This window comes from Streptomyces sp. RB17, from assembly GCF_009604455.1.
GTDB lineage: Bacteria > Actinomycetota > Actinomycetes > Streptomycetales > Streptomycetaceae > Streptomyces.
In genome coordinates this window covers 528,112-541,573 of sequence record NZ_WEGL01000002.1, presented here as the reverse complement: position 1 = coordinate 541,573, position 13,462 = coordinate 528,112, and the positions used below count along the sequence as shown (strand labels likewise).

Sequence of the window (13,462 nt, the reverse complement as noted above, 5' to 3'; positions counted from 1 at the left end):
GGCTGTGCCCGCGCCGGGGAAAGCCCCGACGGTGGGCGAGGGCGGCCGCGCCGGGCGCCCTCGCCCTCCATGGGTCACGCCCTGCGCAGCCTCAGCGTCACCAGTTCGAACGGGCGCAGCCGTACGGTGATCCGCTCGCCGTCGCGCACCGGTGGCTCGGCGCCGCCGCCCGGCCGTTCCAGCAGGTCGGTCACGGTCACCTCCGCCACCTCGAACCCGGCCGTGAGCGTGGCCCTGGCCCGGCCGCCGTGGGCCTCGTGGAAGCGGACCACCACGTCCCCGCTGCCGTCGTCGGCCAGTTTGACCGCGGTGAGCACGACCGCGTCGTCGTCCACCGTGACCAGCGGCGCGACCTCCTGGCCGCCGGTCAGGCGCCGTTCCGGCAGGTTGATCCGCCAGCCCTCGCGGACCGCGTCGGCGATCGAGGCGCCCGGGACGAGGGCGTGCCGGAAGCGGTGGACGCCCTGGTCGGTCTCGGGGTCGGGGAAGCGCGGGGCGCGCAGGAGGGAGACACGCACAGTGGTCGTCGTACCGCGGTCGCCGTCGGTGCGCACCGTGCGGGTCACGTCGTGGCCGTACGTCGAGTCGTTGACGACCGCCACGCCCCAGCCGGGCTCCTCCAGGTGGACGAAGCGGTGGTTGCACGCCTCGAACTTGGCCGCCTCCCACGAGGTGTTGGTGTGGGTCGGGCGGTACACGTGCCCGAACTGGGTTTCCGACGCGTACCGTTCGGCGTGCAGATCGAGCGGGAAGGCCAGCTTCAGGAACTTCTCCGTCTCGTGCCAGTCGACCTCGGTGTCGACGACCAGCCGCCGCTCGCCGGGCGGCAGCGACAGCACCTGGGTGACCCGGGAGTCGCCGAAGGAGCGGGTGACCCGCACCGAGATCCCGTCCTCGCCGGCGCTCACCTCGTCCACGTCCGTGAGGTCCGTGACCGTGTTGCGGTAGAAGGCGTCCACGTCCCAGGCGTCCCACATGTTCGGGAAGTCGGGGTGCAGTTGGAGGAGGTTGGCGGCCCCGCCGGGGGCGACGGTGTCGCGGTCGGCCCCGATGTCGTACGCGGAGACGACCAGGCCCCGGGCGTCGATCTCGACGCGGAGAAGGCCGTTGTCCAGGACGTGACCGCCCGCGGCACGGGGTGACAGCCGCGTTCCCTGCGGCGGGCGCGGTGCACCGGCACCTCCGGCGGGAACGCCGTCACGGCTGTGCGGTGCCGAGTTGAAGACCAGTTCCCGGGACCCCTCCCCCGCCAGCGCCTGCTGGGCCGCAGCGACGATCCCGGTCAGCTCCCCGGCGATCCGTTCGTACGTCGCCCGCGCCTCCCGGTGCACCCAGGCGATGGACGAGCCGGGCAGGATGTCGTGGAACTGGTGCAGCAGGACCGTCTTCCAGATGCGGTCCAACTCCTCGTAGGGGTAGGGGAATCCGGTGCGTACGGCCGCGGTGGCCGCCCACAGCTCGGCCTCCCGCAGGAGATGTTCGCTGCGCCGGTTGCCCTGTTTGGTCTTCGCCTGGCTGGTGAGGGTGGCGCGGTGCAGTTCGAGGTACAGCTCACCGACCCAGACGGGTGGTTCGGGGTACTCTGCCTCGGCCTTCTCGAAGAAGGCGCGGGGAGTCTCCCAGACGACGGCGGCGGAGCCTTCGAGGTCGCCCAGCCGGGCCGCCTTGGCGACCATCTCGCGGGTGGTGCCGCCGCCTCCGTCGCCCCAGCCGGTGGGTGCCAGGGAGTGCCGGGCGCGGCCCTTGTCCTTGAAGTTCCGCGCGGCGTGGGCGAGTTCGCTGCCCTTCATGGAGCAGTTGTAGGTGTCGACGGGCGGGAAGTGGGTGAAGATCCGGGTGCCGTCGATGCCCTCCCACTGGAAGGTGTGGTGCGGGAACCTGTTGGTCTGCGACCAGGAGATCTTCTGCGTCAGCAGCCACTTGGAACCGGCCGCCCTGATGATCTGCGGGAGTCCGGCGGCGAAGCCGAAGGTGTCGGGTAGCCAGGCCTCCTCGTTGTCGACGCCGAACTCGTCGAGGAAGAACCGCTTGCCGTGCACGAACTGCCGGGCCATCGCCTCGGAGCCCGGCATGTTGGTGTCCGACTCGACCCACATCCCGCCGGCCGGCACGAACCGCCCCTCGGCGACGGCCTTCTTGACCCGCGCCCACACCTCGGGCCGGTGCGCCTTCACCCAGGCCCACTGCTGCGCCTGGGACATGGCGAAGACGAACTCCGGCTCGTCCTCGATCAGCGCGGTCATGTTGGAGGTCGTACGGGCCACCTTGCGGACCGTCTCCCGCAGCGGCCACAACCAGGCCGAGTCGATGTGCGCGTGCCCGACGGCGCTGATCCGGTGCGCGGACGGTACGGCGGGGGCCGACAGCACACCGGTGAGGGCGGCGCGGGCCCGGTCGGCCGTGCCGTTCACGTCCTGGAGGTCGACGGCGTCCAGGGCGCGTTCGACCGCGCGCAGGATGTCGTGCCGGCGCCCGGAGTCCACGGGCAGCTCGGCCATGAGCTCGCCGAGCACCTCCAGGTCCATGACCAGCTGCCACACCGACTCGTCGAAGACGGCGAGGTCCATGCGGGTGAGGGTGTACTGCGACTCCTGCCCGGCGGTCTCCTTGTCGCCGAGTTGCGTGGGCAGGAAGGGGTGGTAATCGAGGATGACAGGGTTGGAGGCGGCCTCGATGTGCAGAACCACCTCCTCGCCGCCCGCCACCGGGGCGCCGATGCGCACCCACTGGTTGCGCGGGTTGAGGCCCTTCACCGGGGTGCCGTCGGGCCGGTAGACCAGGCCCTCGCACTGGAACCCGGGCATGTTCTCGTCGAAGCCCAGGTCGAGCAGCGCCTCGACGGTCCTCCCGGCCCACGCCTCGGGCACGGTCCCGGTCACCCGGAACCAGCTGGTGCCCCAGGGAGCACCCCACCGGGCGCCGACCTCGACGGGCTCGGGCTCGGCGGCCAGTCCCTCTTCGACCGGCACGGGCTCGCCGGGCGCGTGCCACACCGCGACCTGCAGCGGCACGGACTCGGGGTACACGGCGGGGCGGATGCGTTCGTCGAGGACGCGCCGGAGGCGGGCTTCCACCAGGGTGCGGTCGTCATGCATGCGGGATGCTCCTGCGGGTTCCGGGTGATCGCGGTCGTTACCAGGGGTGGGTGACGATGACGGGGGTCGAGGCGTTGTAGAGCTCCCCCACGGCACGCAGTTCGAATCGTGCGGCCTTCTCCCCCTGTTCGGGCTCGAGGCCGGTGAGGAAGGAGGCGCACTGGCAGGTGCCGGCGAGGAAGCGGCGGGTGCCGTCGGGCAGGAGGCGGTGCAGCTCGTAGTGGCGGACGGCGCCGGGCGCGGCGTTCCAGGCGAGCCGGAGGTCCCCGCCGGTCGCGGCGGTGACGCGGGCGCCCGTGGGCGCGGCCGGGGCGGTGACGGCGTCCCGGACGGCGAGGCCGCCGAGGCGCCAGCGCGCCGGGCCCTCGGTGGCGGTGAGCCGGACACCGAGGGCATGAAGGGTGGCTGTGCCCGTGCCGGTCAGCCCGGTGAGCGGAAGCGTCACGGTCTGCCAGCCGTTGACCGACTTCACGCGCATGCGGCTATTGACCGGGTTCACAGCTATGTAGGTGTACGGCGGTGTCGCCCCGGCGCCGCTCGGCTCGGCCGTCGCCACCGCCAGCTCGACGTTCACGGCGCCGGCGTCGGTCCGGTACGTCAGCTCGAAAACCGTGTTCACACCGACCGGCAGCCGGGTCGCGTACAGATCGACCACGGCCGGTTGATCGAGTTCACCGTCCACCAGCACACTGCTCCCGCCCCGCCAGGCGTCGGCGAAGTCGAAGGAGACCGCCGGCCGCTCCCCCGCCGTGCGCACCACCCACCGCCGCCCCGGCAGCCGGTCCTGGAGCCCGAGGTGGTTCCAGGCCGCGTCCGAGGTGGCGGAGCCGTCCTCGTACCAGTGCAGCCCGTGACCGGTGTTGAACACGGTCGCGAACGGCAGCGAGGTCACCGTGGACCGGTCCGCCACCGACACCGCGGGCGCCCGCCACGGATCACTCGCCTCCGGCCGGGACGGGTCCAGCGACCGCCCGGTCCAGAACCGGTCGTCGGCGGCGTGGAAGTCCTCCGGGGCACGCTGGTCGGCGGGCAGATGGTTGCGCGTCCACTCCGGCCGGTAGAAGCCGAGCGAGGTGACGTGCGGCTTGCCGGACGGCACGATCGCGTCCCAGTCCACCGACGTACCGGACCCGCTGGACTCGACGTCGACCCCGGCCCACAACTCGTACCGGCTGCGCCCCAGTCGGTCGGCCTCGGTACCTGAGGCCGCGAGCGTGGCCGCGCTCCACCGGAAGTCCACGAACATGTCGTCGGCCGCCTGGAAGAAGGCCTCGTTCTGGCTGTTCAGCGCGCCCTGCCAGCTGACCGTGCCGTTGACCGTCATCGCGTCGTACCAGGTCACCCGCTGTCCGCGCGCCGCCCCGAGCGCCTTCAGCTCCGTGACGAAACCAAGCATGGACCGGCCGAGCGCGGTGTTCCCGCCGCCCGTCTCGGCGTTCACGAACCAGCCGTCGAAGCCGTAGGCCGCCGCGACCGCGACGAGTTGCGCGGCGAGCGGGTAGTGCCCGGCGGCGTCCTTCTGCACGAGGTCCCGGGTCCACTGGAGCTGTCCGCCGTACGCCACCGGCGGCAGGAAGATGTTCCCCAGCACCGGGACGCCGTGCCGGTGGGCCGCGTCCACGATCGGCGCGTTCGGCGCGAGGATCAGGCCCTCGCCGGCCGAGCCGCCCCAGAAGACCAGCTCGTCCAGGTAGGCCCAGTGGGTGAGGGCGTAGTAGTCGGCGGTGGCCGAACCCTGGGAGGGGTTGCTCGACGTCGGCCCGAAGGAGACCAGGGCCTGGACGCGGGCCTCGCCGGAGCGGGCGGTGGTGTTCGCCGGGGTCGGGGTGAAGCGGCCGGCGAGCGGCACCGACGCGGCGTTGAAAGCGAGGTCGGGGTCGTCGGCCGGGCGCCAGCTCTTCAGGCTGCGCCAGGTGATGCCGGGGCCGGGGCTGCCGGCGGGGAGCGAGTCGGGGTACCAGTACGAGGCGTACGGCGGTGTCGCCGCGGCTCTGGGGCGGGCGGCCGCGAAGGCGGGCAGCGGGAACAGACCGGCGGCGGCGCCGGCGATCAGGACGGTGCGTCTGGTGGGGTTCACGAGCGGGTGCCTCCGTGTGGGGTGGGGAGTACCTGATCGGGAGTGACGACCTCGGTGATGCCGCGCGCCGCGAGGTGGTCCCTGTCGTCGGCGCGGGTGTCGAGGACGGTGGTGGGGCGGGCGCCGTCGGCGACGAGCCGGAAGAACGCGTCGAAGACGGCCCCGCCGGGGGCGCAGTGGGAGCGGCGGCCAGGGTCCTCGGGTACGACGAGGGCCGTGGTGCGCGGGGCGGGGTCCGTGTGGGGCCGGCGTGCCGCCTCGGCCAGGACGCGGGCGATGTCCTTGGGCTTCCGGTCGTTGGTGAACAGGCCGAGCCCGTACTCGAGTTCGGGGAAGTCGGCGAGGTCGCGCGAGACGTCGTAGGAGCACCACCAGGTGACGCCCCACAGGTCCGGACAGTCGAGGACGTTGCCGATCGTCGCCTCGGCGAAGGCGGCGGCGTGCTCGGCGGGCACGAGCGGGGCGGGCGCGCCGACCTCCTGGAGCCAGACGGGCCGGTGCGGCTCCTCGGCCCAGGCCTTGCTCAGCTCCACCAGGTAGGCGGCGTGGTGCTCGGCCGGCACGGAGGTGCGGCCGTGGCGCTGGGCGGTGCCGTTGAACACCCAGGAGTGCACGGCGGTGAGGTCGCCGAGCCGGGCGGAGTGGCCGGGGGTGAAGGGCTGGTCGTCCTGGTACCAGGCGGCGTCGTAGGAGGCGTGCAGGTGCGGCCGGTCCGGGGCCCCCTCGGCGCAGGCGGCCAGCATCCGCACGAGCCACTGCTCGGCCTCTTCGGCCGTGATGCGGTCGGGGTCGGGGTGCGGGCCGGCGGCGAACTGGTTGACCTCGTTGCCGACGGTCATGCCGAGGAAGGTCGGCCGGTCGGCGAGGGCGGCGGCGAGGGCGCGCAGATAGGTGGCCTGGCCCTCAACCACGTCCGGGTCGGTGAACAGGTTGCGCCGGTGCCAGGTGCGCGTCCAGGCGGGCAGGAAGTCGAAGCTGCTCACGTGCCCCTGCAGGCCGTCGACGTTGACGTCCAGGCCGCGTTCGGCGGCCGCGTCGGCGAGGGTCACGAGCTGTTCGACGGCGCGCGGACGGATCAGGGTCCGGTTGGGCTGGAAGTAGGGCCACAGCGGGAAGACCCGGATGTGGTCGAGGCCGAGCGCGGCGATCGCGTCGAGATCGGCGCGCACGGAGTCGAGGTCGAAGTCGAGCCAGTGGTGGAACCACCCTTCGCTCGGGGTGTAGTTGACGCCGAAGCGCACGGCAGGGGGCATGGAGTGTCCTTGTGACGTACGGGTGTTCAGCCCTTGACGGCGCCCTCGCCGACCCCGCGGAAGAAGTACCGCTGCAGGCAGGCGAACAGCGCGATGAGCGGGGCCACGGCGATCACGGTGCCGGCGGCGACGATGCGTTCGTCGTTGGCGAAGGTGCCGTGCAGATAGTTCAGGCCGATGGTGAGGGTGAACTTGGAGGGGTCGCTGAGCACGATCAGGGGCCACAGGAAGTCGTCCCAGGCGCCCATGAAGGCGAAGATCGCCACGACGGCCAGTGTCCCCTTCACCGAGGGCAGGGCGACACGCAGGAACCGCTGCCAGACGTTGGCGCCGTCGACATAGGCGGCCTCCTCGATCTCGTACGACAGGTTGCGGAAGGCGTTGCGCATCAGCAGCACGTTCATCGCGCCGATCGCGCCGGGCAGCACGACCCCGATGAGCGTGTTGTTCAGGCCGAGTTCGCGCATGGTGGTGAACTGGGCGATGACGATGCCCTCGACGGGCACGAGCATGGCCAGCACGAACACCAGCGTGATCACCTTCCGGCCGCAAAAGCGCAGCCGGGCCAGGGCGTATCCGGCGAGCGCCGAGCCGACGCAGTTGGTGACGACGTTGGCGGTGGCGACCTTCAGGGAGTTCAGGGCGTAGTCCCAGACGGGGATGGTGCCGGCGACCCGCGTGTAGTTGTGCAGGGTGGGGTGCGCGGGCAGAAAGCCCGGCGGCGAGCTGTAGATGTCCTCGGTGGGGCCCTTGAGGGAGGTGGAAAGCTGCCACAGGAACGGGCCGACGGTCAGCGCGAGGACGGCGAGCAGCAGCAGATAGCGCCAGACCAGCTCGCCGACGCGGATACGGCGGCCGTGTTGGTCGGTGACGCGCGGTTCCTTGCGCACGGTGACCGGCGGCGCGGGCCGTACCTTCTCCAGGACGCTCATGACTCCTCCCGGCGGTCGGCGCGCAGCACGAGCAGCATGAGCGCGACGGTGACGACGAACACGACGACCGAGAGCGCGGAGGCGTAGCCGACGCGGCCGGTCAGGCCGGTGCCGGTGCGCTGGACCAGCATGACGAGGGTGGTGTCCTCGCCGGCCGGGCCGCCGCTGGGGCCGGCCATCAGGTACACCTCGGAGAACACCTTGAAGGCGGCGACCGAGGAGAGCGCGGCGACCAGCACCATGGTGGAGCGGACGGCGGGAACCGTGACCGAGAAGAAGCGGCGCACCGGGCCCGCACCGTCGACGGCGGCGGCCTCGTGCAGTTCGCGCGGCACGTTCGCCAGCGCCGCCAGATAGATGACCATGTAGTAGCCGAGGCCCTTCCACACCGTGACGGCCATCGCGCTCAACAGGAGCAGCCACTGGTCGCTGAGGAATCCGACCCGGCCGATCCCGACGGTCTCCAGCAGCGAGTTGACCATTCCGCGTTCGTCCAGCAGCCACACCCAGATCAGCCCCACGACCACGATCGAGGCGACGACCGGGGTGTAGAAGGCGGAGCGGAAGAAGGTGATGCCGGGGATGTTCTTCTGCACCAGCAGCGCGAGCAGCAGTGGCAGGACGACCAGGGCGGGTACGACCCCGACGATGTACAGCGTGCTGTTGCGCAGGCCGGTCCAGAACATGTCGTCGTGGAGCAGTTCGCGGAAGTTGGCGAGGCCGACGAAGTGGCCCGGCAGCAGGGTGCGGCGGTCGGTGAAGGAGTTCACCAGGGTGGAGACGAACGGGTAGAGGACGAAGGCGCCGGTGACGAGCAGCCCCGGGGCGGCGAACAGCCAGGGGCTGGTCGGCAGCTGCCGTCGTACGCGGGGTGTCCGCGCGGGTGCGGTGGGCGTCGCCATGGCCGGTCAGCCCTGCTGGAGCAGCCGGTTGGCGGCGTTGACAGCGTTGTCAAGAGCTTGCTTGGGGCTCTCCTTGCCCTGGAGCGCCTTGGCCACCTCGTTGCGCAGTGCGGTCTTCATCTGGTCGCTGAACAGCACGGGCGTGTAATTGACGGCCTTCTTGAGGGAGTTTGCGGCGGCGATGCGCACCCGGGTCTCGTCGCTGCCGTCCTCCTTGGTGAAGTACGGGTCGTTCAGGGAGCCGGCGGTGCTCGGGAAGATGGCGACCTTCTTGGCGAAGGACATCTGGTTCTGCGCGTCGGTGACGAAGTGGGCGAAGGCGACGGCGGCCGGGGTGTGCTTGGTGCGGGAGTTGACCATCACGCCCATGACGTACATGTTGACGTGCCCGGTGCTGGTGATCTGGTCGGTGATGCCGATGTTCCTGTACAGGCTGGGCGCGTTCTTCTTGAAGTTGTCCAGGTCGAGGGCGCTGCCGGGGTTCATGGCGACGGCGCCGGTGAGGAACTTCTTGCCGGAGGACTCCGGGGTCGCGGTCAGCGCCTGCGGATCGAGGGCCTTGACGTCGTACAACTCCTTGTACTTGCCGAGGAGTTCGACTCCCTTGGCGTCGTTGAAGGCGAACGCGGTGCCCTGCTTGTTCATGAGGGTGACGCCGTAGCGGCCGAAGTCCTCGATGGTGGGCACGTTGGCGAGGGTGGCGACCTTGCCGCCGCTCTTCTGCGCCATCTGCAGGGCGTCGGCGAAGAGTTCGTCGTACGTCTTCGGCGGCTGGTCGGGGTCGAGTCCGGCCTTCCTGAACAAAGCCTTGTTGTAGAACAGCGGGCCCGTGTTCAGGTACCAGGGGAAGGCGTACGTGCCGCTCATGCCCGGCACCTGGTGGCTGGCCCAGGCGCCGCCGAGGTACTCGGACCTGTACTGTCCGGCGGCCTTGTCGAGGTCGAGGGCGAGGCCCGCCTTGGCGAGCGGGGCGACCAGGTCCGGAGAGACGTTGACGACGTCGGGCAGGGTGCCGCCGCCGGCGTCGGCGCTGAGCTTGTCGGGGTAGCCCTCGGCGGGCTGGTCGATCCACTTCACATGCGTACCGGGGTACTTCTTCTCGAAGTCGGCTATGAGGCCGTCGAAGTACGACTTGAAGTTCGCGCGCAGATTCCAGGTCTGGAAGGTGATGTCGCCCTCGACCTTGCCGGAGGCGTCGGTCGAGCCGCCGTCGTCGCCGCCCGAACCGCAGGCGCTCAGCGGCAGGACGAGGGCGACGGCAGCGGCGGCGAGGGCTCTGCGAGACATGGGCACGATGACACGGCTCCCTTGCTGTGTCGGGCGGTCGGGTGGCGCCAGAGACCTTGCCCGCGCCGTTCGGAGAAAGTCAATGCATTCCACCCAACTAAAGAAATCAACCGTTCATTAGTGCAGGTCAGGCGCGTTTGACCGAGCACTTGCGGTCAATTGCTAATGCGCTTTAGGGTCTTGACACTCAAGCGCTTTAGCGAGCACTGTCAGGAAGGGGGAGAAGCGTGCCGACCAGACGGTCCCCCGCACGCCGGCCCACGATGAAGGACATCGCCCGGCGGGCCGGGGTCTCCGAGAGCGCCGTCTCCTTCGCGCTCAACGACCGCCCCGGCGTCTCCGAGGTCACCCGGGCGCGGGTCCGCCGGGTCGCCGAGCAGCTCGGCTGGCGTCCCAGCACGGCCGCCCGCGCCCTGTCCGGCGAGGGCGTGGCCACGGTCGGCTTCGTCCTGGCCCGCCCCGCGCACACCTTGGGTGTCGACTCCTTCTTCCTCCAGCTCGTCTCCGGCATCCAGGAGGTGCTCGCCGAGCGGCACCTGGGCCTGCTGTTCCAGGTCGCGGAGGACGTGACCGAGGAGTGCGCGGTGTACCGGCGCTGGTGGGCGGAGCACCGGGTGGACGGCGTGCTGGTGGCCGACCCGCGCGCCGAGGACCCGCGCCCCGGCCTGCTGGACGAACTCGGGCTGCCCGCCGTGGTGATCGGCGGCGCACCCGACGTACGCCACCCCGGCCTGTCCACCGTCTGGGCGGACGACGCGGGCGCGATGGCCTCCGTGGTGGACGAGCTGACGGCGCTGGGCCATCGCCGGATCGTGCACATCGCCGGACTGCCCGACCTGGCCCACACCCAGCGCCGTATCGCCACGCTGCGCGCGGAGGCGGAGCGGCGCGGGCTCACCGAGGTCCGCTCGGTCACCACCGACTACTCCGACGCACAGGGCGCCGCCGTCACCCGCCGTGTCCTCGGCGACTCGCCCGTCCCGACGGCGATCGTCTACGACAACGACGTGATGGCCGTGGCCGGCCTCGCCGCCGCCGCCGAACTGGGCTTCCGTGTCCCGCAGGACGTGTCGGTGGTCTCCTGGGAGGACTCCGCCCTGTGCCGCATGGTCACCCCCCGGCTGTCCGCGCTCTCCCGGGACAGCGCCGAGTTCGGCCGCACGGCGGCCCGCGAGCTGCTGGCGCTGCTGGACGGCGACGCGGCCCGCTCGGTGGGGGTGCCGGTGCCACGGCTGACGGGGCGGGGCAGTACGGGGGCGGCGGCCGGCGCGACGTGAGACCCGGGTCCCCGGAGGCAGACCGGCCTCCGCCTACGATGACGGGGCGTCCGTGCGCGACACACGGGTGTCTCCATCCGTCTCCTGTGAGTGCCGCCCTCTCGACGTACCACTCCCGGCCGGGCACAGTTCTCCCTGCGCCGTGATGCGTACCAGCGAGTAGCCGACGACCGAGCGAGGAGTGCCCGTGGGTGACTGGGCCGGGCGGAGTGCCGCCGAGATTGCAGCCGCCGTACGCGAGAAGCGGGTGACACCCCGGGAGGTGGCGGCCGAGCACCTCGCGCGGATCGAGCGGCTCGACGGCCGGATCGGGGCATTCCGGAAGGTGCGGGCCGAGGCTGCGCTCGCCGAGGCCGACGAGGTGGCCTCCCGCACCGACCTGGCCGAACTGCCGCTCGCGGGCGTGCCCGTGGCCGTGAAGGACAACCTGGCGGTGCGCGGCGAGTCCCACCGCGACGGCTCCGCCGCCACCCCCGACACCCCGGCCGCCGAGGACCACGTCACGGTGGCCCGGCTGCGGGCGGCCGGCGCGGTGATCGTGGGCCTGACGAACGTGCCGGAGCTGTGTGTCTTCGGGACCACGGAGGGCGTGTTCGGCACCGCCCGCAACCCGTGGGACACCACGCGCACGGCGGGCGGCTCCTCCGGCGGCAGCGCGGCCGCGGTGGCCGCGGGCCTCGTGCCGATCGCGCTCGGCAACGACGGGATGGGCTCACTGCGCATCCCGGCCGCGAACTGCGGCCTGGTCACGCTGAAGCCGGGGCACGGCGTGGTACCGGCGGGGATCGGCAACGGCGACTGGTTCGGCATGGCGGAGAACGGACCGCTGGCCACGACCGTCGAGGACCTGCGGCTGATGCTGGGCGTGCTGGCGGGCTCCGCTGTCCCGGCCTCGCAGGAGGCACCGCGCCGGCGGATCGCCGCGGCCGTGCGCAGTCCGCTCGCCGGGGTGAGCGTGAGCAGGCCGTATACGACCGCGGTCCGGGAGGCGGCCGGGGTGCTCGCGCGGGCCGGGCACAGCGTGCGGCGGGCCGAGCCGCCGTACCCGCTCTCGCTGGGTGTGACCGCGCTGCGGCACTGGACGGCCGGGACCGCGGTGGACGCCGAGGACCTGGATCCATCTCGACTGGCCCGGCGGACCCGGGTGCATGCGGCGGTGGGACGCCGGTTCGTCGGTTCGGCGCGGACCGGGGACAGCCGCGAGCGCCTGCGCGCCCGGCTGAGCCCCTTCTTCACCGAGTACGACGTCCTGCTCACCCCGGCCCTGGCCCGGCGCTCCCCCGGGGCCGGCCCGTGGCACGAACGCGGCTGGCTGCGCAACGTGCTGGTCAACACCGCGTACTCGCCGTTCACCCCACCCTGGAACCTGACCGGCTGGCCCGCGATGTCGGTGCCCTTCGGCGCCCTGCCCTCGGGCGCCCCCTGTGCCGTACAGCTCGTGGGCCGCCCGGGCGCGGAGTCCGTGCTGCTGGAGCTGGCGGAGGAACTGGAGACGCTGCGCCCGTGGCAGCGGACGGCACCGGTGGCGGGCTCCTGAGCGCCGGCCGTTCGAGGCCCCCGAGCGCCGGCCGTTCCAGGCCCAGAGCACCGGTCGTCCGACGCTCCTGAGCCTCGCCTAGTCGAGCGACCGGTACATGATGTGCAGCCCGACCCTGCCGTGCCGGGGATGCTCGTAGGCCTCCGGGACCGTGCCGAGGACGGTGAAGCCGAGGGACGTCCACAGGGCGACGGCGGGGTTGGTCTCGACCACGGCGTTGAAGACCATCGCCCGGTAGCCGTGGACCCTGGCCTCCGCCAGGACGTGTTCGGCGAGGGCGCGGCCGATGCCCTCTCCCGTGCGGTCGGGGTCGACCATGAAACCGGCGTTGGCGACGCGGGCGGCGGGGCCGCCGTAGTTCGGGGTGAGGTAGGCCGAGCCGACCACGGCTCCGGTCGCGTCCTCGGCGACGTAGACGCGCTTGGCGGGGTTCATCCAGAGCGCGCGGGCGGCCTCCTCGGAGGTATCCGGATCCCAGGCGTAGGTCTCTGCGGCGGCGACGATCCGATGCCAGAAAGGCCAGATCCGCGGCCAGTCGCCGGCCACGGCTTCTCTGATCAGCATGGGCGTGAGTCTGTCAGGTCGTCACGCCCATGCGTGCGGCGATCGCGAAGGGTCCGACCCGGGGGTCAGTCCACGCTGGGAAGGATGTGGGGCTCGGCGAGGTCGTCCTCGTAACCCGCCAGGCGGATCGGGGCGGACCGGGCCCACACGTCGAGACTGCCGAGTTCTCCGGGCTGCCGGCCCGTGCGCTCCGTGCGTTCCTTGGGGCGCTGATCGCGATTCGTCTTCTCCGGTGTCACCGCGCACTCCTTATGTGTCGGTCACCCTCGGGGCCTGCCGGACAGCCTGCGCTCCGGCACTCGGCGCCCGCTCGGGTCTGGATGGAAGGCCAGTTCGGACGCGGTGGCGCCGGTGCGGAGGGTTGGGTCTGGGTGGGACCCGGTCCTGCTGTCCACCCCTACAGATTACCCAAATGAGCGGACTCGCGCTCGATCGGGAGTGCAAACAAGGTGTAACTATCAGAAGTCGTTCGCCCTAAATATCCCTCGATATGCGGCTATGTGCCCCCGGAAGCGTCACCCGACCGGCGGAGCGATTC

The 13,462-nt window shown here is 71.7% G+C and carries 10 protein-coding genes; 2 read left to right on the top strand and 8 right to left on the bottom strand.

Translation table 11 applies throughout. The features are described from left to right. Nucleotides 1–74: 74 nt before the first annotated feature. The 6 genes from SRB17_RS09350 to SRB17_RS09325 are packed head-to-tail and all read right to left on the bottom strand — an operon-like array spanning nt 75 to nt 9,552. The gene (locus SRB17_RS09350) at nt 75–3,095 is read right to left on the bottom strand and encodes an alpha-mannosidase (RefSeq protein ID WP_153536679.1); all 3,021 of its coding nucleotides are present in this window, start codon (nt 3,093–3,095) and stop codon (nt 75–77) included. 37 nt (nt 3,096–3,132) lie between these two features. Further along, entirely contained in the window at nt 3,133–5,172 is a 2,040-nt protein-coding gene (locus SRB17_RS09345; protein ID WP_323375223.1) for an endo-beta-N-acetylglucosaminidase, read from the bottom strand. Beyond that, nucleotides 5,169–6,425: a glycoside hydrolase 5 family protein gene (locus SRB17_RS09340; protein ID WP_153536677.1), complete on the bottom strand. Its 1,257-nt coding sequence runs from the start codon at nt 6,423–6,425 to the stop codon at nt 5,169–5,171. Before SRB17_RS09340 ends, SRB17_RS09345 begins: the two co-directional genes overlap by 4 nt. Before the next feature lie 26 nt (nt 6,426–6,451). Beyond that, the gene (locus SRB17_RS09335; protein ID WP_153536675.1) at nt 6,452–7,357 is read right to left on the bottom strand and encodes a carbohydrate ABC transporter permease; all 906 of its coding nucleotides are present in this window, start codon (nt 7,355–7,357) and stop codon (nt 6,452–6,454) included. After that, nucleotides 7,354–8,259, bottom strand: a complete 906-nt coding sequence (locus SRB17_RS09330; protein WP_153536673.1) for a carbohydrate ABC transporter permease — start codon at nt 8,257–8,259, stop codon at nt 7,354–7,356. Before SRB17_RS09330 ends, SRB17_RS09335 begins: the two co-directional genes overlap by 4 nt. 6 nt (nt 8,260–8,265) lie before the next feature. Continuing rightward, nucleotides 8,266–9,552, bottom strand: coding sequence for an ABC transporter substrate-binding protein (locus SRB17_RS09325; RefSeq protein WP_323375222.1), 1,287 nt, complete (start codon nt 9,550–9,552; stop codon nt 8,266–8,268). Between the two features lie 221 nt (nt 9,553–9,773). On the opposite strand from SRB17_RS09325, the gene SRB17_RS09320 reads away from it, so the two are divergent. Further along, nucleotides 9,774–10,823: a LacI family DNA-binding transcriptional regulator gene (locus SRB17_RS09320; RefSeq protein WP_323375221.1), complete on the top strand. Its 1,050-nt coding sequence runs from the start codon at nt 9,774–9,776 to the stop codon at nt 10,821–10,823. Between the two features lie 187 nt (nt 10,824–11,010). Next, a complete protein-coding gene (locus tag SRB17_RS09315; RefSeq protein ID WP_323375220.1) occupies nt 11,011–12,360 on the top strand; it encodes an amidase in 1,350 nt (449 codons plus the stop codon). A 78-nt stretch (nt 12,361–12,438) separates the two neighbouring features. Here the strand turns inward: SRB17_RS09315 and SRB17_RS09310 are convergent, their stop codons facing one another. Both SRB17_RS09310 and SRB17_RS09305 read right to left on the bottom strand, forming a co-directional pair. Next, complete coding sequence (locus tag SRB17_RS09310) at nt 12,439–12,924, bottom strand: GNAT family N-acetyltransferase (RefSeq protein WP_153536669.1); 486 nt, start codon at nt 12,922–12,924, stop codon at nt 12,439–12,441. A gap of 65 nt (nt 12,925–12,989) precedes the next feature. Next, nucleotides 12,990–13,163, bottom strand: coding sequence for a hypothetical protein (locus SRB17_RS09305; protein WP_323375219.1), 174 nt, complete (start codon nt 13,161–13,163; stop codon nt 12,990–12,992). Nucleotides 13,164–13,462: the final 299 nt, after the last annotated feature.

What these genes read in the sequence shown, in the direction of transcription:
- SRB17_RS09310 (WP_153536669.1), bottom strand. Translation starts at nt 12,924, where the DNA reads ATGCTGATCAGAGAAGCCGTGGCCGGCGACTGGCCGCGGATCTGGCCT.
- SRB17_RS09340 (WP_153536677.1), bottom strand. Translation starts at nt 6,425, where the DNA reads ATGCCCCCTGCCGTGCGCTTCGGCGTCAACTACACCCCGAGCGAAGGG.
- SRB17_RS09350 (WP_153536679.1), bottom strand. Translation starts at nt 3,095, where the DNA reads ATGCATGACGACCGCACCCTGGTGGAAGCCCGCCTCCGGCGCGTCCTC.
- SRB17_RS09335 (WP_153536675.1), bottom strand. Translation starts at nt 7,357, where the DNA reads ATGAGCGTCCTGGAGAAGGTACGGCCCGCGCCGCCGGTCACCGTGCGC.
- SRB17_RS09330 (WP_153536673.1), bottom strand. Translation starts at nt 8,259, where the DNA reads ATGGCGACGCCCACCGCACCCGCGCGGACACCCCGCGTACGACGGCAG.